Source organism: Bacteroidota bacterium, from assembly GCA_017303905.1.
GTDB lineage: Bacteria > Bacteroidota > Bacteroidia > B-17B0 > Aurantibacillaceae > JAHEYG01.
In genome coordinates, this window is sequence record JAFLBH010000001.1 from 326,663 (window position 1) to 350,611 (window position 23,949).

A 23,949-nucleotide genomic window follows, 5' to 3' on the forward strand; every position below is an offset into this window, starting at 1 on the left:
TATCCTACGGATGGTAAACACTATTGTTCAAACTTTTTATAATCAGCCGGTACCGCTAATTTAGAAGCATCCAAATTCTCTTTAGAAATCTTAGAAACTTCCAAACGAGTGATGAATTTACCGTCGCTGATTTGTTTTTCTTCCGATAACATTGGCATTGCGCCTGCAGGAAGATCTTTTAACTGATTAAAATAAATGCTTTGCTTGTCTTTACGATTCCAAACTTTAACTAATGGCACAAAGAAATCATACTTTCCGGTTGCAATCCAATAGCTGATAGCTGTATTTTCTTCTGTATTCTTCACAATATATTCGGTACACTTTACACCTTGTATATTTTTAGTATTAGATGTTTTTTTGGTTTCGCATACACCTTTAATAACAGGTGCAGTTTCGCTTTTGTGGTCGCCCCATACTTTACGTTTTGGGTTCACAAATTTGATGGTGTTGTTTGCTAAATCAAACACAAAACTTCCTTCTACTGCGCCGGAACGTTTTCCAAATTGGTCTAACTTAACATTCTTATCCTTAACGTAATAAACGTTTACGGTTGTGTCTTTTAAGGTATAATACTTAAACTCAATAGAACCACCAAAAGATTGTGCGCTCATTACAAACGGCGCAATTAGACTAACAATTACAAGTTTTAATTTAAACATATGCTTATTTTTACAGTTATAAAAGTATAAATTATTTTTTACCCCCGCAACAATCAAACCTAAAGCTAAAAATACCGGTAATTGGGGCGAAGAGCAAGCCATTGCTTATTTACGAAGCAAAGGTTATGCCATTTTAGCAACACAATGGCGCTATAAGAAGTATGAAATCGATATTATAGCAAAATTTAACAATCGTATTGTTTTTATAGAGGTAAAAACACGTAGTTCGGAGCAATTTGGTGAACCGGAAACTTTTGTTTCACTGCAAAAACAACGTTTTATTGTAGCTGCTGCCAATCAATACATGTTGGAACACGATATAGAAGAAGAAGCTCAATTTGATATTGTGGCCATTTTAACCGAAAATGGCAAATTCACCTTAAATCATTTACCCGACGCCTTTTATCCTATCGTAAAGTAGCGTACTTTTGCTAAATGCAAAAATCAAACAATCGCTTCAGCAAACCGCGAAGCTCTGACAAAAAACCTGCTTTTAAATCGGGCGGTAAAAGTTCCTCTTCAAATCGCTCCGGAAAACCGGAAAGAGATTCTAAAAATAAATTCTCTCGAGATAAATTTTCAGACAAACCTTATAAGAAAAAAGAATTTGATGGCGAGAAGCGCAGCTTCCGCGATAAAGACAAACCCAAATCGTTTGAACGCGGTGACGATAAGCCGTTTCGCAAAAAACAGGATGGCGAAAAAAGCTTCGACCGCCCTTTTAAAAAACGCGATGGCGACGATAAAAGAAGTTTCAGAGATAAGGATAAAAAATTTGATAAGCCTTACAAAAAAAGAGAAGGTGACGAAAAGCCATTCCGTAAAAAATTCAGTGACGATAAAGACAAAAAATATGATCGCCCCTACAAAAAACATGATGGCGATGAAAAGAGAAGCTTCCGCGATAAAGATAAAGCCTATAAGTCTTTCGACCGTGATAAAAAATCGGATAAGCCTTATAAAAAAAGAGACGATGATTCCGGTGAGAAAAGTGAGTATGGAGAAAAAAAGAAACATCACCATTCTGATAAAAAACATCACGACCGCGGTTACAAAAAAACACACAAGAAACATCATAAAAAACATTCCGACAGTGAAACCGTTCATGTTTCAAAACATGAAGATGGGTCGATGCGCTTAAATAAATATCTTGCTAATGCAGGAGTAAGTTCTCGCCGTGAAGCTGACGAATTGATTAAAGCAGGCGCTGTAACCGTAAATGGAAAAGTAGTGACTGAAATGGGTTTTCGCGTAATGCCAACAGATAAAATTAATTACGGCGGCGAAACTTTACGCAACGAGAAAAAAGTTTATTTAATTCTAAATAAACCAAAAGATTATTTAACAACAACCGACGATCCACGCGATCGCCGAACCGTTATGGAACTTATTAAAGATGCAGGACGTGAGCGAATCTATCCTGTTGGACGATTAGATAGAAACACCACCGGCTTGTTATTGTTTACAAACGATGGTGACCTTGCCACCAAATTAATGCATCCGAAACACGGCATCAAAAAAGTGTATCATGTGCTCTTGAATAAAAACATGAAGCCCGATGATTATGCGCAATTGCATGAAGGTGTTGAGTTGGAAGATGGTTTTATTAAGCCAGACGATGCTTCATTTATTGCCGATAATAAAAAAGAAATCGGTATTGAAATTCACAGTGGGAAAAACCGCATTGTGCGTCGCATTTTCGAACATTTAGGTTATGAAGTGATAAAGCTAGACCGCGTAGTGTTTGCGGGCTTAACAAAAAAAGATTTGCCAAGAGGGAAATGGCGTTTCTTAAACACGAAAGAAATCGGTTATTTAAAGATGCTAGGCTGATTTTTTTTGTAAATTAGCAGTAATATTTTCTTTTTACTATGTGCGGAATAGTTGGATACATTGGAAACCGCGAGGTTTATCCTATTTTAATTAAAGGCCTTGGCCGTTTAGAATACCGTGGCTACGACAGTGCCGGTGTTGCGATGTTAAATCCGAAAGGAGAACTGAATGTTTATAAACGAAAGGGGAAAGTAAGCGACTTGCAAGCTTTTGCTTCCGGAAAAGACATCAGTGGCAACATTGGGATTGGTCACACGCGTTGGGCTACGCACGGTGAACCAAATGATGTTAACTCCCATCCACACTATTCTCAATCACAAAATTTAGTGATGATTCACAATGGAATCATTGAGAATTATGCTGCCATTAAAGAAGGTTTAAAAAAACGCGGACATACTTTTTTATCTCAAACAGATACAGAAGTTCTTATTCATTTAATTGAAGACATTAAAGAACACGAAAAAATGAAACTAGGGCATGCGGTTATCGCTGCCTTAAATCAGGTGATAGGCGCTTATGCTATTGTTGTCATGGATAAAAGTGATCCGAATACACTTATAGCAGCGAAAAAAGGAAGTCCGATGGTAATCGGTATTGGTCATGATGAATTTTTCATCGCGTCGGATGCTTCACCAATAGTTGAGTTTACAAAAAACGTAGTATATCTTGAAGATGAACAAGTAGCCATTATTCGCCGAGGAGAAGATTTAAAGATTCGCAGTTTAAAGGATAAAGAAGTTACGCCTTACGTACAAGAATTAACAATTGAATTGGAAGCGATTGAAAAAAGTGGTTACGATCACTTTATGCTGAAAGAAATTTATGAGCAACCGCGCTCAGTGAAAGACAGTATGCGCGGACGATTACATGCTGAAAACGGTGAAGTAAAATTAGGTGGTATTGTTGAACACGAAGCAAAATTCAAGAACGCAAAACGTATTATTTTCATTGCATGCGGAACATCCTGGCATGCCGGTTTAGTAGGAGAATATTTATTTGAAGAGTTCGCACGTATACCGGTTGAAGTAGAATACGCGTCAGAATTCCGATACAGAAATCCGATTATTTATCCGGATGATATTGTTATCGCCATTTCTCAGAGTGGAGAAACAGCTGATACTTTAGCAGCGATTGAATTAGCAAAAGCAAAAGGCGCTACCATTGTTGGTGTTTGTAACGTAGTTGGTTCTTCTATTCCGCGCGCTACGCATGCCGGTTCTTATACGCATGCCGGACCGGAAATTGGGGTTGCATCAACAAAAGCATTTACAGCACAAGTAACTGTACTTACCTTAATGGCTTTACACGTGGCCCGTATTAAAGGCACTATGCCGGAGAGTCGCTACCGTCAGATTTTGTTTGAAATGGAAGCTGTTCCAAATAAAATTGAAGAGGTTTTAAAATTAAACGATAAGATTAAAGAGATTGCCTTCAAATATAAAGACGCAAGCAATGCGCTTTACTTAGGAAGAGGCTACACCTTCCCTGTTGCGTTGGAAGGCGCTTTAAAATTAAAAGAGATTTCATACATACATGCTGAAGGTTATCCTGCAGCCGAAATGAAACACGGTCCGATTGCTTTGATTGATGAAGAAATGCCTGTGTTTGTAATTGCAACCAAAGGAGCTAACTACGAAAAAGTAGTAAGCAATATTCAGGAAGTAAAAGCAAGAAAGGGTAAAGTGATTGCCGTTGTTACCGCAGGCGACAAAGATGTTAAAGGTATGGCTGATTATACTATTGAAATTCCTGAAACCGATGAAGCTTTAGTTCCACTTATTTCTGTTGTTCCATTACAATTGCTTTCCTATCACATTGCAGTAATGCGCGGATGTAATGTTGACCAACCTCGAAATTTAGCAAAGAGTGTTACTGTAGAATAAACGTAATTAAACTGAGTATTAAAAGCACAATTACAGTTGTGCTTTTTTTCTTTTAATAAGGTTCCAAACAATTGGCAAGGCGGTTAACACAATCAAGCCAATAAAAATATAGCCTAAATAGTTTTCTACTTCCGGAAAACGAATGCCTAAAAAATAAGCTATGCTTGCAATGCTACCAATCCAAGCTACTGCGCCTATAATATTGTACGCCATAAATTTTTTAAAGTCGATTTTAATAACACCTGCTATTATCGGTGCAAACGTTCTAACGATTGGCAAAAATCTTCCTAACACTAATGTTTTACCTCCGTGTTTTTCATAATAGGCTCTGGTTATATCCACATGACTTTGCTTGAATAAAAAACTATCCTTACGGCTATATAATCTGGTGCCTGCCTTTTTGCCGAACCAATACCCAAAAACATTTCCTATTATCGCAGCAATCATCATGCCTACTAAAGCAACCGAGAAACTTACATTCATTAACTCAGGTTTTGTTGCACACAGCAATCCCGCTATAAAAATCAAATTATCACCGGGTAGAAAAAAACCAATCAGTAAACCTGTCTCAGCAAAAATCACAAACAACAACAATCCAAAGCCTCCGTATTTAATGATGCTTTCCGGGTCGGTAAGTTGTTTTAAAAAATCGAACATGATTATTTAACGCCTGTTTTTACGCGCAATAAATTTTGCAGAAACATTTCCGGATTAAACTCTGCTTCGCAAGTTGTGTTTTTAAATTTAACGGAAGTTGTTTTCTCCCTGTTATATCTCCGATACAAATCAAACTCTGTTATTGATGTACATTTACCATTATCAATACCAATAAAATGATTCACTGAATTTTCATAGTTTTTCATGAAAGTCTTGAATTCTTTGGCGGAAATTTTTTTCTCTTCGGTTTTTGAATCCGTTCGCATAATTAACTTTCGATCGCCACGCTTTTGCTTACACATTTTCACTTCTAAAATATAGGCATTAAAGCAGCCTGAATTATCGGCTACAAAATAAACGGTATCGGCTTTGCTTATTTCTGCCATTGATTTGGAGATTCCTTTGTCTTGCGAAAAGAGAGCGCCGGTAAAAAAAACAAAAATTATGATGAGTGAATTCTTCACCAATTAATAATTAACCAGGCTCGCCGATTTTTTCTTTTCAATACTTGAAGTAATGTCTTCGAGTCGGCCCTTCGGAATAGAATTAATAAGGTTCTTTGTATAATCACTTTGAGGATTGTGATAGATGTCGTCGGCATTTCCAATTTCTTCCACCTTTCCTTTGTTCATTACAACCATGCGATCGCTCATGAATTTAACTACACTTAAATCGTGGGAAATAAAAATATACGTGAATTTAAATTCTTTCTTAAGGTCGTTCAATAAGTTCAACACTTGCGCCTGCACACTTACGTCTAATGCACTTACACTTTCATCGCAAATTAAAAACTGAGGATTAACCGCCAATGCGCGTGCAATACAAACACGCTGACGCTGACCACCACTGAACTCGTGTGGATAACGTTGAAAATGCTTTTCCTCTAATCCTACCTTCTTTAATAAATCGTAAACTTTTTCCTTTCTATCATTATTAGAGCTTCCGATGTTGTGAAATTTCATGGGCTCCATAATAGCATTTCCAATAGTGATGCGTGGGTTTAAAGAAGAATACGGATCCTGAAAAATGATTTGCATATTACGGCGTAAAGGCCTGAATTCATCTTCCGTCAATCTTAAAACTTCTTGTTTCTTGAAATAAATTTTTCCTTCGTGAGCTTCCGCCAATTTTAAAATTGTCCGGCCCAAGGTTGTTTTACCGCAACCACTTTCTCCTACCAGTCCTAAGGTTTCTCCCTCGTAAACATCAAAAGAAACATCATCAACTGCTTTTGTATACGTCAACGTGCGTCCGAAAAATGATTTAGTAGCCGGAAACCACGTTTTCAAATTTTGTATTTCTAAAATCTTGTCGCCGCTATATAATGCTTTGTGCGCTTCTTTTCTTTCGTTCTCTGTAATAATTACACTTCCAATAGCCTCAGTAACGGATTTAGGAATTTCTATTATCTCTCCGTTTTCATCACGTTTCATAAAGTCGCTCACTACAGGCAAACGCTTTAAACGTTTATCTAATGGCGGGCGACAAGCCAATAAACTTTTTGTATAAGGATGTTTTGGGTTGGAGAAAATATCCATTACCAAACCTTGCTCAACAATTTTTCCTTTATACATCACCACCACTTTATCGGCCAACTCAGCAATTACACCCAAATCGTGGGTAATAAACATAATGCCCATGTTGTTTTGACGCTGTAAATCTAGCATCACATCCAAAATGGTTTTTTGTACTGTTACATCAAGAGCTGTTGTTGGTTCATCAGCGATAAGAATGGCTGGATTACAACTCATTGCCATAGCAATCATCACACGTTGTTTTTGTCCGCCTGATAATTGATGAGGATATCGATCTAAAATTAATTCAGGTGTTGGCAATTGTACTTGCGAAAACAATTCGAGTGTACGTAATCTTGCCGCACGTTTATTCACTTTTTGATGAAGCATAATAGCTTCCATCACTTGCTCACCGCACTTGATAACAGGATTCAATGAAGTCATTGGCTCCTGGAAAATCATTCCGATATCATTCCCTCTCAAGCTTCGCATTTCCTTAGCGGAAATTTTAGTGAGGTCAATGGTACGGTGATCTTTGGTATGAAATAATATTTGTCCGCCACTTACTCTTCCGGGAGGATTGGGAATTAATTGCATGATGGAAAGTGCTGTAACAGACTTACCGGAACCACTCTCTCCTACAATACCAATTGTTTCACCTTTGTGTAAAGTAAAACTCACATCATTAACGGCTCTAACATATTCATCTTCCGTTTTAAAATCGGTAACCAGATTTTTTACCTCTAATAGTACTTCTTTATTGAGCATAAGTGAGTTAAGGGCATCTAAGTAAGGAAAATTTTGTCGAATTAAAAAGCAATTTATCTACCAAAAAGCAGAGCCTATCCAATTTTAGGCTAAATTCTTATTTATAAAGCTTCTAAATAGAGCTTTCCTGCTAAAAAACAGGGCATTGTGGCTGCGGTTGATAACTAGTTTAAGGCGGAGTGTAATAAGCTAAACAATTGCTTGATATTAAGTGTTATGGTTTTTACATTTGTGCGGTTTATATACAATTTCAATTCATTACTTATGAGCAAAAGCGGATTACTTAAATCATCAATTGGCAAAAAATTTTTAATGGGCTTAACGGGCCTTTTTTTAATATCGTTTTTATTAGTACACTGTTTTATTAATGCCCTCATTTTTGTGAATGATGGCGGTGAAACTTTTAATAAAGGCGCTGAATTTATGGGCACCAATTGGTTAATTCGAACCATGGAGATTGTGCTTTTCCTTGGCATCATTCTTCACATCGTGCAAGCATTAGTCTTAACTCTTGAAAATCGCAAAGCACGTCCTGTAGCCTACGCTGTTACCAATGGCGGTGCAAACTCTACTTGGTATAGCCGTTGGATGGGTTTATTAGGAACACTCATCTTAATGTTTTTAATTATCCACTTAAAACATTTTTGGGTTGTAACACGATTTACCGATCATATCGCGCACAGTGCAGCGGATGCTTTACCCGGACAAGAAACTATGTTTGGCGAAATGAAGGAAGTGTTTGAACACACTTGGGTTGTAGTTTTGTATTGCCTTTCTATGATTTCATTAGCGTACCATTTATTACACGGCTTTCAATCTGCATTTCAAACATTAGGTTTAAATCACAAGAAATATACACCCATGATTAAAACTGCCGGTGTTATTTTCTCTATATTAATTCCTATAATTTTTGCCGCAATGCCTATTGCTATGCACTTTAACATCATTAAATAGTTTTACGAATAAACATTTTTTAAATATATGGCCAGTTCACCAAAATTAAACTCAAGAATCCCTGAAGGACAGCTTGAAAACAAATGGACCAAATACCGTTCAACAGTACACTTAGTTAACCCTGCCAACAAACGTAGCTTGGAAGTTATTGTTGTAGGTACAGGTTTAGCGGGCGCATCAGCGGCTGCTACATTAGCGGAAATGGGTTACAAAGTAAAAGCGTTTTGCTTTCAAGATTCTGCGCGTCGTGCACACTCTATTGCTGCACAAGGTGGTGTAAATGCTGCGAAAAACTATCAAAACGATGGTGACTCGGTTTACCGTTTATTTTACGATACTATTAAAGGTGGTGACTACCGTGCACGCGAAGCTAACGTACATCGCCTTGCGGAAGTATCCGGAAACATTATCGACCAGTGTGTTGCTCAAGGTGTGCCTTTTGCACGTGAATACGGCGGAACATTAAGCAACCGTTCATTTGGTGGTACTCAAGTACAACGTACATTTTATGCAGCAGGTCAAACCGGTCAGCAATTATTATTAGGTGCATATAGCGCATTACAACGTCAGGTTGGTATGGGTGCTGTTAAAATGTATGCACGTCACGAAATGATGGACATCGTTAACATCGATGGCAAGTGCCGTGGTATTATTGCCCGTAATTTAGTAACAGGAAAATTAGAGCGTCATTTTGGTCACGCTGTATTATTATGTACCGGTGGTTATGGAAACGTATTCTTCTTATCTACTAACGCGATGGGAAGTAACGTAACTGCAGCCTGGAAAGCACACAAGAAAGGTGCGTTCTTTGGAAACCCTTGTTACACACAAATTCACCCAACCTGTATTCCGGTGAGTGGTGATCACCAATCAAAATTAACGTTAATGTCAGAGTCGTTACGTAACGACGGACGTATTTGGGTTCCTAAAAAGAAAGATGATCCGCGTAAAGCAAACGACATTCCTGAAGATGAAAGAGATTATTACTTAGAGAGAAGATATCCTGCATTTGGTAACTTAGTTCCACGCGACGTAGCATCACGTGCTGCGAAAGAGCGTTGCGACGCCGGTTATGGTGTAGGTGCAAGTAAAATGGCTGTATACTTAGATTTTGCCGCTAACACTGAGCGTTACGGAAAAATTGAAGCCAATAAATTAGGTTTACAAAATCCAAGCAAAGACGAAATCATTCGTTTAGGTAAAGAAGTTGTAAAAGAAAAATACGGTAACTTATTTGATATGTACAAACAAATTACCGGTGAAGATCCTTATGAAGTTCCAATGCGTATTTATCCTGCCGTTCACTATACAATGGGTGGTTTATGGGTAGACTATAATTTGATGACTACCGTTCCGGGATTATACGCTTTAGGTGAAGCGAATTTCTCTGACCATGGCGCTAACCGCTTAGGTGCTTCTGCATTAATGCAAGGTTTAGCGGATGGTTATTTTGTGATTCCGTATACTATTGGTGATTATTTATCTGAAGAAATCAGAACCAAAGCGATTCCAACCGATCACGAAGCATTTGTAAAAGCAGAAGCGGAAGTACAAGAAAGAATAAGCAAACTAATCAATAATAAAGGAACCAAGTCGGTTGATTATTTCCACAAACGTTTAGGAAAAATTATGTGGGATAAATGCGGCATGGCTCGTAATAAAGAAGGATTAACTTCTGCAATTACTGAAATTCAAAAATTGCGTGAAGAGTTTTGGAAAGATGTTCGTGTACCTGGTGACGCGAATGAGTTTAATCCTGAATTAGAAAAAGCACACCGCGTTGCAGACTTCTTAGAACTTGGTGAGTTAATGTGTAAAGATGCTTTACACCGTAACGAAAGTTGTGGTGGTCACTTCCGTGAAGAATATCAAACTCCGGATGGAGAAGCTTTACGTGATGACAACAACTTCGCTTATGTTGCTGCATGGGAATACAAAGGCGAAAGCAATTTTGAATTACATAAAGAAGAGTTGAAGTTTGAAAACATCAAACTTGCACAACGTAACTACGCTTAATAGCCAAACTAACAAATTGTCGAATTAACGAATTAAAAATATGAGCCACGGAAATATGAACCTTACCTTAAAGGTTTGGAAACAAAAAAATAAAGACACCAAAGGTAAATTTGAAACTTACAATGCGAAGGGAATTTCTCCTGATATGTCTTTTCTTGAAATGTTCGACGTAGTTAACGAACAGTTAATTAACGAAGGAAAAGAACCTATTGCTTTCGATCACGATTGCCGTGAAGGTATTTGCGGAATGTGCAGCATGTACATTAATGGCCGTCCGCACGGACCAAAAGAAGGTGTCACAACTTGCCAGTTACACATGCGCAGCTTTAAAGATGGTGATACCATTGTTGTAGAACCTTGGAGAAGTGCAGCATTCCCAGTAATTAAAGATTTAGCAGTTGACCGTTCTTCATTCGATAGAATTATGGCTGCCGGAGGGTTCGTGTCCGTTAATACCGGAAACGCGAAAGACGCTAACAATATTTTAATTCCTAAACCGGATGCGGATGAAGCGTTTAATGCAGCGGCTTGTATCGGCTGTGGTGCATGCGTTGCTGCTTGTAAAAACAGTTCGGCCATGTTGTTTGTATCAGCGAAAGTTTCTCAATTAGCTTTATTACCTCAAGGAAAAGTTGAAGCACAACAACGTGTATTAAACATGGTAAAGCAAATGGACGAAGAAGGATTTGGTAACTGTACGAACACAGGTGCTTGCGAAGCTGAATGTCCGAAATCAATCTCATTAGAAAACATTGCCCGTATGAACCGTGAATATTTGTGGGCAAGTGCAACAAGCAAAGATTAATCAAAACATACATTCATAAAAAAAGCCGCTCTTATCAAGCGGCTTTTTTATTACATACTAACTACCAAATATTAAACTGCGAGTTCCACATTTCCTTAAACCATTTCTCCTTTCCATACTCCTTCTCCATCTCCTTCTTTAATTCGTTTACGTTTCGCACCTTCTTCTTCTTAGGAGGTAAAAGATTGCTTGCATCGGGTTTTATTAATTCAACTTTTTTTGCAAAATAAACTATACCTCCGTCTTCTGTTGCTAATCCTAATATAACACCTGGCAATCCATTAAAACTTTCAGGGCCTGTGGAGGTCATTAAGTCATAGCTAAACCAGGCGTAAATTCTTGTTGTGTCATTTGCTTGCCACACTGCTTTACGACAATTATATCCGGCAATCTTACGCGTATTTTCAGTCATCTTCCATTTGCGTATAAACAAACTGTCCGTTAAATGAATTTCCTCGCCCCACATATCTTTTATAGTGTAACGATTTGAATTATTAAAATTTTGATACACTCTGTTTTTTGAAGTAGCCCAGGCAAAATTCTCTTTTAGCTCACTTTCTTGCGGACGAAATGCGGAACATGTATCGTTGAAATATAGTTCGAAATAATCCAGTTTTATTTTGTCCTCCTCTTTAATCCAGTTTTTTACATTGTCATCCTTAAATCGCTTATACAAATTAGTCTTACGCTCATAGGTAATTTTTCCATACGTGATTTGAGCATTCGTTAATGCTGATAAAAAAACAAAAACCAATAAATAGATTAACCTAGTCATACTCTTCCTCCTCTTCTCCGGCCTTTGGTTTTTGGCTGGTAAACTTGTATGTTAAACGTAATAAAAAGTATTGACGGATGATTTGCGTTTTAGTATCCACAATTCTGTTATTGGTAACAAAACGCTGATTGTTTATGTTTTGATTTAAAATGTCATTCGCGTCAATACCAACAATTAAATTTTTAGCCTTTAAGAAAGAATATTTTGCGGCAGCATTGACAATAGTATAATTAATATTGTAACCATTGGCTCTGTTTCCATTGTCAACATATCTGCCTTCGGCCTCAATTACTAATCGCTCAAATAATTTTAATCGGAAAGAAGCCTCCAGAGAGTAACTGTAATACGGCTGATTGGTTTGAAGACTGATTGTTTGTTTTGGAATATTATAATCGTAGTCTCCACCAATACGCGCTTCAGCAATATCACCAAATTCCTTCTCTAGATATAATCCGGGAGAAAAGCTGGTATTTTGTGTTATATTCTTCTCATTATTTACAAACCCAACATTATTATTATGACTCGCGCTAAAGTTGTAATCAATCTTAAATAAGCGCTTAAAAACAGGAACTCCTCCTCCCAAATAAATATTAGCGAAATAATTTCCGTCTACATTAACCGGCGTTGACACCGCACGACCAATTGAATCAAAATAAGTTTTGTTACTGATTTGATCCAGAGTATTGGTAAAATTTCCGCCACCATAAAAATTAATATCACTGATCCCTTTATAGAAATAATAATTAAGATTGATGTTGTTGCTGTATTGCTGTTTCAAATCCGGATTACCAATGTAAATGTTATTCGGATCGCTATTATCCGTTACCGGTTGCATTTGACGAAGCTCCGGTAATTGCGCATTCATATTATAGAATATGTTGAGGTTAGAACCTTGATTGATGCGAAACATAGCGTTAGCTGTAGGTAAAATATTATTGAAAGACCTGCTTAAAAGTTGCCCGCTTGTTACATTAAAATTTTCCTGATATACATTACGATAGTTTGTTCCGATGCTAAAACGGTATTTCTTTACATCGTAAATCAATTTGGCTCCCGCTCTGGAGGTAATTCGTTTGTTTTCAAAATTGTTCGATTGTGTTGTGTTAAAAGCATCGTACGCCAGTCCGTCAAAGTCCAAAGTCGTCCGGTTATTTTTATTTTCGTTGTGAGAAAAGCCGCCGCCTACTTCAACCTTAAACTTTTTATTCAGCGGCTCAATGTAATTAATTGTAGCATTGTGCTCCAATCTGTAATTTTCCTGTGTTCGCTTTTGCAATAAAGATGAATCGGCCGCCTGTCCGAGATAATATCTGAAATCGGTATTCAAATTCGTTTTGCTAAGCGCGTTATAATAAGATGGCTGATAGGTAACCGTAAACTGTCTGTCCTTTTTCTTAAAGTTCCTAACTAAACGCAACAACACATTGGCATCAATTGTTTCGCTTGTGCCTTTTGTTGTAATTTGTGTTGAGCGCGTTAATGTATCGGAAGCAGAAATAAATTCATCTCTTTGACTATTGTTAGTGTTGGATGTATTATACACAATTTTTGGCTTGATGGTAAGTTCGGTAAGCGAATCTAATTTTTGTTCCCAGCGTAAATTAAAGGTATGGCCTTGATTCATGCTTGAATTACTCACCACTTGCTTGTTTGTGTAACTGGTGTCTTCTAAAAAATACTGCGTGTTCACTTCCTGACCTGTAGTTAAATTATTTTGTCGGAATGAGTAATCAGTATTCAGTTTAATCTTTTTACCGATTTTATCATTGAAATAAAATCCACCTTTATAGGTTTGCGGTACCCCTACTTTTCTTTCACTCCATCCACTCCATGAATTTGTTTCCGGATCGTAATTAAAATTGTTTTCGTTATTTAATCCGTATTTATCAATTTCATCCCATCCAAATCCATCTTTAGGAGTATTAGCTGCTAATCCAAACAAAGAAAACTTTCTATTCTTCTTGAACCTATTTACTAAAACATCTCCTTCATAAAACTTTTGAAAATCACTTGCTCCCGCAACCTTACCGAAGTAACCCTTTTTCGCTTCTTCTTTTAGTTGCAAGTTCATGACCTTAACGGTTTCATCTTTACTCTCGGCATCTTCACTTTTCTTTTCATACACCTGAATGTTTTCTACCGATGCCGCATTTAAATTTTTTGTAGCGACAGTTGGATCGGTACCAAAAAACTCATCACCATCCACTAAAACCTGACTCACTTCTTTACCCTGAACTGTAATTTTTCCTGATGCATCCACTCGTACACCGGGTAATTTTTTCAATAAATCTTCTACCGTTGCATCTTGTTTTACTTTAAATGAATCGACCGTAAACATTAACGTATCTCCCTTATAGTACATCTTATCTTTATGTGCTACAATCTCCACTTCATTTAAAGAAATAGATTTTGGAGGCAATACAATGTTTTTGAAATTAAAGGCTGAGTCGGTTGGATTAGGAACTAAGAATAAAGTTTTATCGCTGAAGTTAGGATTAGAGATTACAACTAAATACGTATCTAATGGAACTTTAATAGGAGTAAAAAAACCATTTTTGTTTAATCGTGAATAACCAACCAACGTGGAATCTTTAAATTTTAAAGCCATTAATACGGAGTTCGAAACTAATCCTGCCGTAGCAGAATCTTGCTTCATGTTGCCGGATAACTTTAACTGCTGCGCCGGTATCGTGATTACGCAAAATAATAGTATGGCGAGCGTTAGTTTTTTTAGCATATAATTATCCGTAGGTATAATTCTCCTTTTTTAAAAAAGTTACAGAGGCTAATGTATAAAATGCCCTTTTGCGCTCAGTTTAATTTAGAAAATTTAACAACAATAGACATAAAATACTGATTTTTAAAGTCCTAGTAATAAAAACTAATCCTCCATTTGCCTAGCCTTTTTCATAATAAAATGTACTTTTGCTCATACTAATACTCAATCTAAACTCTTAATCTTCCAATGAAATAACCATGTTTCCATATACACAAGTATTAAATGAAAACAATTTGGTTATACCATATGGCTTTTAAAAAACAAATTACTTACATATGAAAAATACAGCTTTATACAACAAACACGTAGCGCTTGGCGCAAAAATTATTCCGTTTGCAGGTTACAATATGCCGGTTTCTTATTCGGGCTTAAACGAAGAGCATTTAACCGTTAGAAACGGGGTTGGTGTATTTGATGTAAGTCATATGGGTGAGTTCAGATTGAAGGGAGATAAAGCTTTAGATTTAATTCAAAAAGTTACATCCAACGATGCATCTAAATTAACCGATGGAAAAGTACAATACTCTTGTTTACCAAATGACAAAGGCGGAATTGTTGATGATCTATTAGTGTATCGCTATAAGGCGGATGAATATTACTTGGTTGTGAATGCTTCTAATATCGAGAAAGATTGGAACTGGATTAAACAATTTAATACTTACGGTGTGGAGATGCTGGACATGTCGAACGACATGAGTTTATTGGCCGTACAAGGACCAAAAGCTTTGGCGACACTTCAAAAATTAACCGATGTTGATTTATCGAAAATGGAATATTATACATTTTGTATCGGTAAAATGGCAGGTATTAATGATGTGATTATTTCGAATACAGGTTATACCGGTGCGGGAGGATTTGAAATTTATGTGATGAATGCGGACGCAGAAAAAATGTGGGATGCTGTTTTTGAAGCCGGAAAAGAATTCGGAATTAAACCAATTGGATTAGGCGCGCGTGATACTTTACGTTTGGAAATGGGTTTCTGTTTATACGGAAATGATATTGATGATACCACTTCTCCTATCGAAGCGGGATTAGGATGGATTACTAAATTCACTAAAGACTTTACCAATCGCGCGGCTATTGAAAAACACAAAACAGAAGGCGTTACTCGCAAGTTAGTAGGATTTGAAATGATTGACAGAGGTATTCCTCGTCACGATTATCCGATTGCTGATGCGAATGGAACTATTATCGGAAAAGTAACTTCAGGTACTCAATCACCAAGTTTAAACAAAGCGATTGGCATGGGTTATGTTCAAACTGCTTTTGCTGCGGCTGACACAGAAATTTTTATTATCATTCGCGATAAGCCTATTAAAGCTAAAGTGGTAAAAATTCCTTTTTTGAAAAAATAATTGAGCGAAGAAAAAAAATATAAAATCGATGCTTGCTTTTCACCGCATCTTTATCCCATCTATGAGGATAAAGAAAGTATTGTGGTGGTGATTGATGTATTTAGAGCAACTTCGGCGATTTGCGTTGCCTTTCATTATGGAGCAGATAAAATTATTCCCGTTGCGAAAGTAGAAGAAGCTGCCGAATACAAAAAGCAAGGTTTTTTAGCAGGGGCCGAACGCGATGCTATCAAATTAGAGGGATTTGATTTTGGAAATTCTCCTTACGATTACATGGGCGATCATGTAAAAGGAAAAACAATTGCACTCACTACCACCAACGGCACACAAGCTATCGAAGCGGCAAGACAGGCTTATAAAGTGGTAGTAGGTTCCTTCTTAAATATTGATGTGCTTTGTCAATGGCTCGTAAAGCAAAACAGAAGTGTATTATTACTTTGCTCGGGTTGGAAAAATAAATTTAATCTGGAGGATTCATTATACGCAGGTGCCGTTACACAAAAAATGCTGGAGCTTTCCGACGATTTTAAATTAGGTGACGGTTGCTTAGCTCTTAAATATTTGTTTGAACAAGCGCAACACGAACCAATAAAATATTTAGTTCACGCTTCACACAAAGAAAGACTCTCACGCTTAGGATTGAAAAAAGACATTAAGTTTTGTTTGACGCCTAACGCTGCTCCTGTTATTCCTGTTTTAGAAGGAAAGTATTTAGTAAAGCTGCAAGACTAACGCAAAATCAATAAACGATTTGCATCGAGCTTTATAAAAATAAATAACAAGATTGTAAAGCTCCACAACGAAGATCCGCCATAACTGAAAAACGGTAATGGAATTCCAATTACCGGCATTAAGCCAATCGTCATTCCGATATTTATACATAAGTGGAAAAACAATACAGAGGCAACACCGTAACCATAAATTCTACTGAAAGGCGATCGCTGTCGCTCACTTAAAAACACTACACGCAGAATTAAAAACAACTCCAGGATTACCACAATTGAACTTCCAACAAATCCCCACTCCTCTCCTACTGTACAGAAAATAAAATCCGTGTCTTGCTCCGGTACAAAATCGTATTTGGTTTGCGTACCTTCCAAATAACCTTTACCCCAAAATCCTCCGGAGCCAATGGCAATCTTCGCTTGATTAACGTTGTATCCTTCCTTCTTTAAATCCACTTCATTTCTTCCCAATAACACATCTATCCTTACTCGTTGATGTGGTTCCAAATGCTCATAGACATAATTTGTTCCTAATACCACACCTGCTGCACCTAAATAAATCAATACTGCAAACAGAATATTTTTGTTGGTTCGGCGAATAAATATAAAGCCACAAGCCGTGATAACACCCATCCAGATTAAGAGTGTATTTGTTTCAGCTACCACTAGCGACAACACGAATAATATTACTGTTATAAGTCCGAATATTAAAATATTAATCGAAAGTCCCTCTCTGTATAATACAATAATGAATGCGACAAAAACGATGGCTAATCCGGTTTCATCTTGTAATACCTTAATGATTAACATCGGAACAATCAAGAAAGTAACAGCGATAAAAGTATTCTTGTAATTTTTAAATAAGTCTTTAAATCTTAGTCGGTATCGACTCAATACGATTAAGTTTTCGTTACTTAAAAATTTAGCGAGCGCTAAGCTTGTGGCGAATTTCATAAACTCAGCGGGCTGTATACCAAAATCTCCAAACCTGAACCACGATCGGCTCCCCTTTACTTCACGACCTAAAAAAGGAACAAGCAAACACAAAAGAAGGATTACAGCATAAAACCAATAAGCGAAAACAGTATAAAATCCGGCATCAATCACTAAAATGGAAAATGCCAAAATAGCAGCACCGGCAATCCATATCAGCTGCTTGCCGTATTTCTGACTAATGTCTAAAATGTTTTTATGCTCTTCATTATATACAGCCGCATAAATATTTAACCATCCCATTAAAACCAAAAGCGCATAAGTGATGATCGTTATCCTGTCAACACCGTAGAACAAACTATTTTCGTTTCGCCTTAATGCCATTAGTGGAATTCTGTTGTGATTAAGTTTTTACCCTGAATTAAATCTACCGCTTCCATTTTCTTTTCCAATTCAGGTCGAGTTACTTTTCCGGTGACATATTTTTCAATCATTAAACTCACAATAGGTGCCGACCAGGTTCCTCCGAATCCGGCATTCTCAATTAAACAAGCGATAACAATTTGTGGGTTTTCACGAGGTGCGAAAGCCATGAATACGGCGTGTGATTTTCCATGAGGATTTTCTGCAGTTCCTGTTTTACCACAAGCTACCACTCCCGGGATACGCGAGTAATAGGCCGTACCGGCATCGAAGCAGCGTTGCATACCGTCAATCACGTTCGTATATGCTTCTTGATTTTGAACTCCCACATAAACTTTCTCTTTAAACTTTTTATCTATTTCTTTTTCATTACCAATACCCTTTACAGTATGCGGAATGTAATAATAACCTCTATTGGCTATTGTGGCAACTACATTAGCCATTTGAAGCGGCATTAATAAAAGCTCCGCCTGTCCGATACCTAAAGAAACAATCGTGTTACTCCGCCAACCGTTCTTTCCAAATACTTTATCGTAATATTTAACGGAAGGAACTTTACCCGGCCTGTCATAAGGTAAATCCGTTCCTAATTTTGTTCCTGGACCAAAAGACATAACCATATCGCGCCAGTGATTATAGCCATCTATGAATTTTGGGTATTTCTTTTGATCGACAATTTCTCTGAACACATAACTGTAATATGAATTGCAAGATTGCGCTACTGAATTCACTAAGTCTACCGGTCCGTGCGGGTGACATTTTGGTTTACCGCCCATTGGAGGATAACCTCTGGCACAAGGATACATGGTAGAACGATTTATCAGTCCGTCGTTTTGCGCAATGAGTGCGTCAATTAATTTAAATGTTGAGCCGGGAGGATACTCAGCCTGAATAGCCCGATTAAATAATGGTAACGTTGAATCGTAAACTAGTTTCGCAAAGTTTTTGTTTCTCTCTTTTCCTCCTACCAGCAAATTAGGATCGTAACCCGGGGCAGAAATCAAACATAAAATTTCTCCAGTTGAAGGCTCAATAGCAACCAAAGCTCCCTTCTTCCCTTTCATTAAACGCTCGCCGTATTCTTGCAAAGAGGCGTCGATGGTGCAATATAACGGTTTGCCTGCCACGGCAGCGGTATCGTATTTACCATCCATGTACCGCCCAACTTCTTTGTTGTGTACATCCTTCAATATACGCCGTGTTCCTTTTTGTCCTCTTAGCGCTTCTTCGTAGCTTCTTTCCATACCACTGATTCCGATATAATCACCCTCGTTATAATACGGATCCTTTTCAGCTTTCTCCTTAGAAACCTCACCTATATAACCTAACAAGTGAGCGGCAATTGGCCGTGGATATTTACGAACAGTACGTGACTGAACATAAAAACCATTAAAACGATACAGCTTCTCTTGTAACTTAGCATTGGTGGCACTCGACATTTGCTTTTCGAAAACACTTTGTTTACGCGGTGAGTTCGGTGCTTGACATGCTTTTTTGATCCGCTTCAAAAATTCAGTTTTAGAGATTTCTAAAATTTCACATAACGCCATGGTGTCGCAACCCTTTACCATTTTTGGCGTTACCATTAAATCATAAGAAGCTTCGTTAATTACCAATAACTTACCGTTACGGTCGTATATAAATCCGCGCGGAGGATATTCTGTTTGCGTTTGAATAGCATTGTTTCGCGCTGAGGCTTCGTAGCTCTTATCAATCACCTGTAAATAAAACAAACGAATAATGTATACAATGGCAACCAGTACGAAGAATCCGCCGATGATGAATTTCCTATCTGCCAATTGCGCGTTGTTGTTCATTAGCGACGACGTGTTGATTTATAAAACAAATACTGAATCACGTAAACAAATACAAATGTTCCAATGGTGCTTAAAATAATTCTGAACAAGGTGTTGAAGAATTCATTCCACCTGAACACTTCCAAAAAGAAAAAGGCAAAGTGATGAATAAAAATTAAAGTTCCGGCATAGGTAATAAACCAAGCCGGACCCATATCATCAATATTTGGTTCCAAGCCTGCCTCATAGCCATCGCGTGGTGCAATAAACTCAAGCAAGTAATGACGAGAGAATCCCATTAAGGTACAAGCGGCCGCATGCATACCGGCCGTGTCATAAAAAGCATCGAGAGTGAGTCCAACAATAAAAGAAGCAAAAAGTAAAACTAATTTAGGCGTATCGAAAGGCATCAGCAAAATAATCAATACATAAGGAAGTAAAATAATGTAGCTTCCCAAATGTATATTTTGTACAATGAGCACTTGCATTAATACAAGAACGATATAACGTAAAATATTTACACCAATGGTACCGCTCATTTCCTTTTGTCATCTTGAACCTGAGACACTGTTTCCAAAGAATCTTTCTCAGGTTTAAATTTATTTTTAATTACATACACATATCCCAACTTTTTGAAATCTGCAATCAGTCTGATTTTAACTGTGTAGAAAGGATCGTTACTTCTGCGTTCGTAACTATCGATTACACCTACATTAATTCCCTCAGGAAATATCCCCGACAATTCACTGGTTGTAACTGTATCGCCTTTTACAATTTTTGCGTGTGTTGGTATGTCCTTTAATATGCAATAACGGTAATCATCCCCCTCCCATATAAGTAAACCATAACTGCCATCACGCTTTAACTGACAATTCACACGTGCATCTTTATGAAGCAAGCTGATTACAGAAGAAAAGTTCTCAGATACATCCTTTACAAATCCCACCGCGCCATCACTATTAATCACGGCCATATCGCGTGTGATGCCTTGAGCGCTTCCAATATTTAAAGTGATGTAATTACTGCGGCGATTAATACTAGTGTTCACCACCTTGGCGCCAACATATGAATATTGCTGCTTATACAATGTGTCTTTACGAATGTATTGCTTCATGGGCACAGCCATGTATCCTTTGCGGAGCATATTGTATAAACGCGTATTCTCATCCGAAAGACGTTTGTTTTCTTCTTTCAATAATAAATACTCTCTTACGTTTGCCGCGGTATTATAAACGTTAGCTGTAACGCGATTGGCAGAGTTAAAAATGCCGGAGCCTTGATATCCGCTGTTCATGTACATCATGTAAAAACACACCAATTCAATAAAGAGGAAAATAAAAATGAAGTTGTGTTTGTATATGAATGCTAATAAATTTCTCACCGGAAAAAAATAAAAAATGAAGCAAGCTCTAAGAACCTGCTTCTTCCTATAAAACTACAACCTTAAGTGATGTGATTACTTGATAAGGAAAGGGAATTTATGAACATTTTTCAGTGCAATTCCCGTACCGCGTGCAACGGCACGAAGTGGGTCTTCACACACGTGAACCGGCAATTTTGTTTTAAGAGAAATACGCTTGTCTAATCCGCGTAAGAGTGAGCCGCCACCCGCCATAAAAATCCCTTTACGGTAAATATCGGCTGCTAGTTCAGGAGGGGTCATTTCAAGCGCATTCAAGATCGCTTCCTCTATTTTAGAGATGGATTTATCTAAGCAATGTGCAATCTCCACATAACTGATATAAACCTCTTTTGGAATACCGCTCATTAAATCGCGTCCTTGAACCGCAAAATCAGGCGGCGGGTTTTCGATTTCAGTCATGGCCGCGCCTACTTCAATTTTAACACGCTCAGCACTTCGCTCACCAATTAAGATGTTGTGTTGACGGCGCATATATTCTTCAATGTTTGCGTTAAAATCATCACCCGCAATACGAATGGATTTATCACAAACAATCCCGCCTAAAGCAATAACCGCAATTTCAGAAGTACCACCACCAATATCAATAATCATATTTCCCATTGGTTCTTCTACGTCGATTCCCATACCAATAGCCGCTGCCATGGGTTCGTGAATCATGTATACTTCTTTAGCTCCGGCGTGCTCCGCACTATCTCGAACCGCACGTTTTTCTACCTCGGTGATACCGGATGGAATACAAATAACCATTTTAAGAGACGGCTTAAAGAACTTGTTACCCGGGTTAATCATTTTGATCATCCCCTTAATCATTTCTTCAGCTGCCTGGAAATCGGCAATAACTCCGTCTTTTAACGGACGAATTGTTTTGATGTTCTCATGTGTTTTACCGTGCATCATTTGCGCCGCACGACCAACGGCAATAACCTTACCGTTAGTTCTGTCAACCGCCACAATACTTGGTTCATCCACCACAACTTTATCGTTATTGATAATAATTGTATTGGCTGTGCCTAAGTCAATCGCAATGTCTTGTGTTAAAAAATCAAATAATGCCATACCTTCCCAAAATTACTTTTTATTTGTACGTAAAAATATCTTTAAAGTTCTTTTTTGTTTTTTTAGTGTTTGAAATGGCGAGTACCGGTAAACACCATACTTAATCCATTTGTGTTACAATAGTCAATACTGTCTTTATCCTTAATCGATCCGCCCGGCTGAACCACTGCTGTTATGCCCGCCTTATGGGCGATTTCAACGCAATCCGGAAAAGGGAAAAACGCGTCGCTGGCCATAACCGCTCCCTTTAAATCAAAACCAAAACTTACCGCCTTGGCGATGGCTTGTTTCAAAGCATCAACACGAGAGGTTTGTCCGGTACCGCTTGCTAATAACTGACCGTTTTTAGCTAATACAATCGTGTTTGATTTTGTGTGCTTCACCAGTTTATTCGCGAAAATCAAATCAGTGACCTCAGCTGCTGTTGGTGATTTAGTAGTTGCAGGCTTAAAGTCGTTTGGAGTTTCAGTTTTTAAATCCTTATCCTGCTCAATAACGCCGTTCAAGAGCGTACGGAAAGATTTATCGCTCAACTTCACATGCTTTTGAACAAGAATAATACGATTCGGTTTAGCTTTAAGAATTTCAACTGCTTTGGCATCATAAGCCGGAGCAATAACTACTTCACAAAACAATTTGTTTATTTCTTGAGCCGCCTCTTCATCAATACTTTTGTTAGCGATAAGTATGCCGCCAAATGCAGAAACTGGATCTCCTGCCAATGCATCTAAATAAGCTTGTTTAATCGTTGAACGCGATGCAACTCCGCAAGCGTTATTATGTTTTAAAATGGCAAATGTTGGTTCTGTGAAGTCTGCAATTAAATTAACTGCAGCGTCTACATCCAACAAATTATTGTAAGAAAGTTCCTTCCCGTTCAGTTTTTCAAACATGGCATCGAGGTTGCCATAAAACACACCTTGCTGATGCGGATTTTCGCCATAACGTAAAACTTGTGCTGATTGAATGCTTTGTTTGAATTGAGGGATGTTTTCAGTTTGATTAAAATAATTGAAGATAGCAGTATCGTAATGTGAGCTGGTTGCAAATGCTTTTGCTGCGAAATGTTTGCGGTCGCTTAAATCTGAAAATCCGTTTTTTGTCTCTAATAATTCTTGTAATGATTTATAATCGTTACGTGAAGAAACAATGATTACATCATTGAAATTTTTAGCTGCGGCGCGTATTAAAGAAATTCCACCGATATCAATTTTCTCAATGATATCTTGTTCGGATGCGCCTTTAGAAACTGTTTCTTCGAATGGATACAAATCAACAATTACCAAATCGATATTTGGAATGTCGTGCTTTTCCATTTGCTCAACATCGCTTTGTAATTCACGGCGACCTAATATTCCGCCAAAAATCTTTGGATGCAATGTTTTAACACGTCCTCCAAGAATTTCAGGAAAAGCGGTTAAGGATTCAACGGCCTTCACCGGAACTTTCAAATTTTCAATAAATGTTTGCGTGCCGCCGGTACTATATATGGTTACTCCAAGTTCGTTTAACTTTTTAATGATTGGCTCAAGGTTATCTTTATAAAATACAGATACTAAGGCGCTGTTTATCTTCTTTAACTGACTCATGTT

The 23,949-nt window shown here is 37.7% G+C and carries 20 protein-coding genes; 8 read left to right on the forward strand and 12 right to left on the reverse strand.

Going from position 1 to position 23,949, the window contains the following annotated elements; translation table 11 throughout:
• Positions 1 to 20: 20 nt before the first annotated feature.
• Entirely contained in the window at positions 21 to 659 is a 639-nt protein-coding gene (locus J0L69_01375; protein ID MBN8691810.1) for a DUF4412 domain-containing protein, read from the reverse strand.
• Between the two features lie 52 nt (positions 660 to 711).
• Between J0L69_01375 and J0L69_01380 the strand changes: the two genes are divergently transcribed.
• From J0L69_01380 to glmS, 3 genes are read left to right on the forward strand one after another with little or no spacing between them, the layout of a single operon-like run.
• A complete protein-coding gene (locus J0L69_01380) occupies positions 712 to 1,080 on the forward strand; it encodes a YraN family protein (GenBank protein ID MBN8691811.1) in 369 nt (122 codons plus the stop codon).
• Between the two features lie 14 nt (positions 1,081 to 1,094).
• Entirely contained in the window at positions 1,095 to 2,492 is a 1,398-nt protein-coding gene (locus J0L69_01385) for a pseudouridine synthase (protein ID MBN8691812.1), read from the forward strand.
• Positions 2,493 to 2,530: 38 nt separating this feature from the next.
• Entirely contained in the window at positions 2,531 to 4,375 is a 1,845-nt protein-coding gene (gene glmS / locus J0L69_01390; GenBank protein ID MBN8691813.1) for a glutamine--fructose-6-phosphate transaminase (isomerizing), read from the forward strand.
• 30 nt (positions 4,376 to 4,405) lie between these two features.
• Here glmS and J0L69_01395 read toward each other — a convergent pair whose 3' ends face one another.
• Genes J0L69_01395 through J0L69_01405 form a run of 3 tightly spaced genes read right to left on the reverse strand, consistent with a single transcriptional unit; the run spans position 4,406 to position 7,314 of the window.
• A complete protein-coding gene (locus J0L69_01395; protein MBN8691814.1) occupies positions 4,406 to 5,032 on the reverse strand; it encodes a VTT domain-containing protein in 627 nt (208 codons plus the stop codon).
• A 2-nt stretch (positions 5,033 to 5,034) separates the two neighbouring features.
• Positions 5,035 to 5,496 (reverse strand): hypothetical protein, encoded by a 462-nt coding sequence (locus tag J0L69_01400; GenBank protein MBN8691815.1) that lies wholly within the window; start codon positions 5,494 to 5,496, stop codon positions 5,035 to 5,037.
• 3 nt (positions 5,497 to 5,499) lie between these two features.
• Positions 5,500 to 7,314 carry an ABC transporter ATP-binding protein gene (locus tag J0L69_01405; GenBank protein ID MBN8691816.1) on the reverse strand — a complete coding sequence of 605 codons (1,815 nt, stop codon included), beginning with the start codon at positions 7,312 to 7,314 and terminating at the stop codon, positions 5,500 to 5,502.
• A 264-nt stretch (positions 7,315 to 7,578) separates the two neighbouring features.
• Between J0L69_01405 and J0L69_01410 the strand changes: the two genes are divergently transcribed.
• Genes J0L69_01410 through J0L69_01420 form a run of 3 tightly spaced genes read left to right on the forward strand, consistent with a single transcriptional unit; the run spans position 7,579 to position 11,089 of the window.
• The gene (locus J0L69_01410; protein MBN8691817.1) at positions 7,579 to 8,268 is read left to right on the forward strand and encodes a succinate dehydrogenase cytochrome b subunit; all 690 of its coding nucleotides are present in this window, start codon (positions 7,579 to 7,581) and stop codon (positions 8,266 to 8,268) included.
• Between the two features lie 27 nt (positions 8,269 to 8,295).
• The gene (locus J0L69_01415; GenBank protein MBN8691818.1) at positions 8,296 to 10,284 is read left to right on the forward strand and encodes a fumarate reductase/succinate dehydrogenase flavoprotein subunit; all 1,989 of its coding nucleotides are present in this window, start codon (positions 8,296 to 8,298) and stop codon (positions 10,282 to 10,284) included.
• A gap of 40 nt (positions 10,285 to 10,324) precedes the next feature.
• The gene (locus J0L69_01420; GenBank protein MBN8691819.1) at positions 10,325 to 11,089 is read left to right on the forward strand and encodes a succinate dehydrogenase/fumarate reductase iron-sulfur subunit; all 765 of its coding nucleotides are present in this window, start codon (positions 10,325 to 10,327) and stop codon (positions 11,087 to 11,089) included.
• 61 nt (positions 11,090 to 11,150) lie between these two features.
• Here J0L69_01420 and J0L69_01425 read toward each other — a convergent pair whose 3' ends face one another.
• The gene (locus J0L69_01425; GenBank protein MBN8691820.1) at positions 11,151 to 11,864 is read right to left on the reverse strand and encodes a GLPGLI family protein; all 714 of its coding nucleotides are present in this window, start codon (positions 11,862 to 11,864) and stop codon (positions 11,151 to 11,153) included.
• A complete protein-coding gene (locus J0L69_01430) occupies positions 11,857 to 14,601 on the reverse strand; it encodes a TonB-dependent receptor (GenBank protein ID MBN8691821.1) in 2,745 nt (914 codons plus the stop codon). Before J0L69_01430 ends, J0L69_01425 begins: the two co-directional genes overlap by 8 nt.
• A gap of 317 nt (positions 14,602 to 14,918) precedes the next feature.
• On the opposite strand from J0L69_01430, the gene gcvT reads away from it, so the two are divergent.
• Both gcvT and J0L69_01440 read left to right on the forward strand, forming a co-directional pair.
• Entirely contained in the window at positions 14,919 to 16,001 is a 1,083-nt protein-coding gene (gcvT, locus tag J0L69_01435) for a glycine cleavage system aminomethyltransferase GcvT (GenBank protein MBN8691822.1), read from the forward strand.
• Complete coding sequence (locus J0L69_01440) at positions 16,002 to 16,733, forward strand: 2-phosphosulfolactate phosphatase (protein MBN8691823.1); 732 nt, start codon at positions 16,002 to 16,004, stop codon at positions 16,731 to 16,733.
• Here the strand turns inward: J0L69_01440 and J0L69_01445 are convergent.
• The 6 genes from J0L69_01445 to purH form a co-directional block, all read right to left on the reverse strand.
• Complete coding sequence (locus J0L69_01445; GenBank protein ID MBN8691824.1) at positions 16,730 to 18,043, reverse strand: rod shape-determining protein RodA; 1,314 nt, start codon at positions 18,041 to 18,043, stop codon at positions 16,730 to 16,732. The genes J0L69_01440 and J0L69_01445 overlap by 4 nt on opposite strands.
• The gene (mrdA, locus tag J0L69_01450; protein ID MBN8691825.1) at positions 18,043 to 19,899 is read right to left on the reverse strand and encodes a penicillin-binding protein 2; all 1,857 of its coding nucleotides are present in this window, start codon (positions 19,897 to 19,899) and stop codon (positions 18,043 to 18,045) included. The genes J0L69_01445 and mrdA overlap by 1 nt, the downstream gene beginning before the upstream one ends.
• On the reverse strand, positions 19,899 to 20,417 hold the full coding sequence (locus J0L69_01455) for a rod shape-determining protein MreD (GenBank protein MBN8691826.1): 519 nt from the start codon (positions 20,415 to 20,417) through the stop codon (positions 19,899 to 19,901). The genes mrdA and J0L69_01455 overlap by 1 nt, the downstream gene beginning before the upstream one ends.
• Positions 20,414 to 21,259, reverse strand: a complete 846-nt coding sequence (gene mreC / locus J0L69_01460) for a rod shape-determining protein MreC (GenBank protein ID MBN8691827.1) — start codon at positions 21,257 to 21,259, stop codon at positions 20,414 to 20,416. Before mreC ends, J0L69_01455 begins: the two co-directional genes overlap by 4 nt.
• A gap of 75 nt (positions 21,260 to 21,334) precedes the next feature.
• Positions 21,335 to 22,357, reverse strand: a complete 1,023-nt coding sequence (locus tag J0L69_01465) for a rod shape-determining protein (GenBank protein ID MBN8691828.1) — start codon at positions 22,355 to 22,357, stop codon at positions 21,335 to 21,337.
• A 62-nt stretch (positions 22,358 to 22,419) separates the two neighbouring features.
• A complete protein-coding gene (purH, locus tag J0L69_01470; GenBank protein ID MBN8691829.1) occupies positions 22,420 to 23,946 on the reverse strand; it encodes a bifunctional phosphoribosylaminoimidazolecarboxamide formyltransferase/IMP cyclohydrolase in 1,527 nt (508 codons plus the stop codon).
• Positions 23,947 to 23,949 lie beyond the last annotated feature (3 nt).

Excerpts from the sequence above, each read along its gene's own strand:
- J0L69_01375 (MBN8691810.1), bottom strand. The coding sequence starts at position 659 with ATGTTTAAATTAAAACTTGTAATTGTTAGTCTAATTGCGCCGTTTGTA.
- J0L69_01385 (MBN8691812.1), top strand. The coding sequence starts at position 1,095 with ATGCAAAAATCAAACAATCGCTTCAGCAAACCGCGAAGCTCTGACAAA.
- glmS (MBN8691813.1), top strand. The coding sequence starts at position 2,531 with ATGTGCGGAATAGTTGGATACATTGGAAACCGCGAGGTTTATCCTATT.
- J0L69_01395 (MBN8691814.1), bottom strand. The coding sequence starts at position 5,032 with ATGTTCGATTTTTTAAAACAACTTACCGACCCGGAAAGCATCATTAAA.
- J0L69_01405 (MBN8691816.1), bottom strand. The coding sequence starts at position 7,314 with ATGCTCAATAAAGAAGTACTATTAGAGGTAAAAAATCTGGTTACCGAT.
- J0L69_01410 (MBN8691817.1), top strand. The coding sequence starts at position 7,579 with ATGAGCAAAAGCGGATTACTTAAATCATCAATTGGCAAAAAATTTTTA.
- J0L69_01415 (MBN8691818.1), top strand. The coding sequence starts at position 8,296 with ATGGCCAGTTCACCAAAATTAAACTCAAGAATCCCTGAAGGACAGCTT.
- J0L69_01420 (MBN8691819.1), top strand. The coding sequence starts at position 10,325 with ATGAGCCACGGAAATATGAACCTTACCTTAAAGGTTTGGAAACAAAAA.
- J0L69_01425 (MBN8691820.1), bottom strand. The coding sequence starts at position 11,864 with ATGACTAGGTTAATCTATTTATTGGTTTTTGTTTTTTTATCAGCATTA.
- J0L69_01430 (MBN8691821.1), bottom strand. The coding sequence starts at position 14,601 with ATGCTAAAAAAACTAACGCTCGCCATACTATTATTTTGCGTAATCACG.
- gcvT (MBN8691822.1), top strand. The coding sequence starts at position 14,919 with ATGAAAAATACAGCTTTATACAACAAACACGTAGCGCTTGGCGCAAAA.
- J0L69_01445 (MBN8691824.1), bottom strand. The coding sequence starts at position 18,043 with ATGGCATTAAGGCGAAACGAAAATAGTTTGTTCTACGGTGTTGACAGG.
- mrdA (MBN8691825.1), bottom strand. The coding sequence starts at position 19,899 with ATGAACAACAACGCGCAATTGGCAGATAGGAAATTCATCATCGGCGGA.
- J0L69_01455 (MBN8691826.1), bottom strand. The coding sequence starts at position 20,417 with ATGAGCGGTACCATTGGTGTAAATATTTTACGTTATATCGTTCTTGTA.
- J0L69_01465 (MBN8691828.1), bottom strand. The coding sequence starts at position 22,357 with ATGGCATTATTTGATTTTTTAACACAAGACATTGCGATTGACTTAGGC.
- purH (MBN8691829.1), bottom strand. The coding sequence starts at position 23,946 with ATGAGTCAGTTAAAGAAGATAAACAGCGCCTTAGTATCTGTATTTTAT.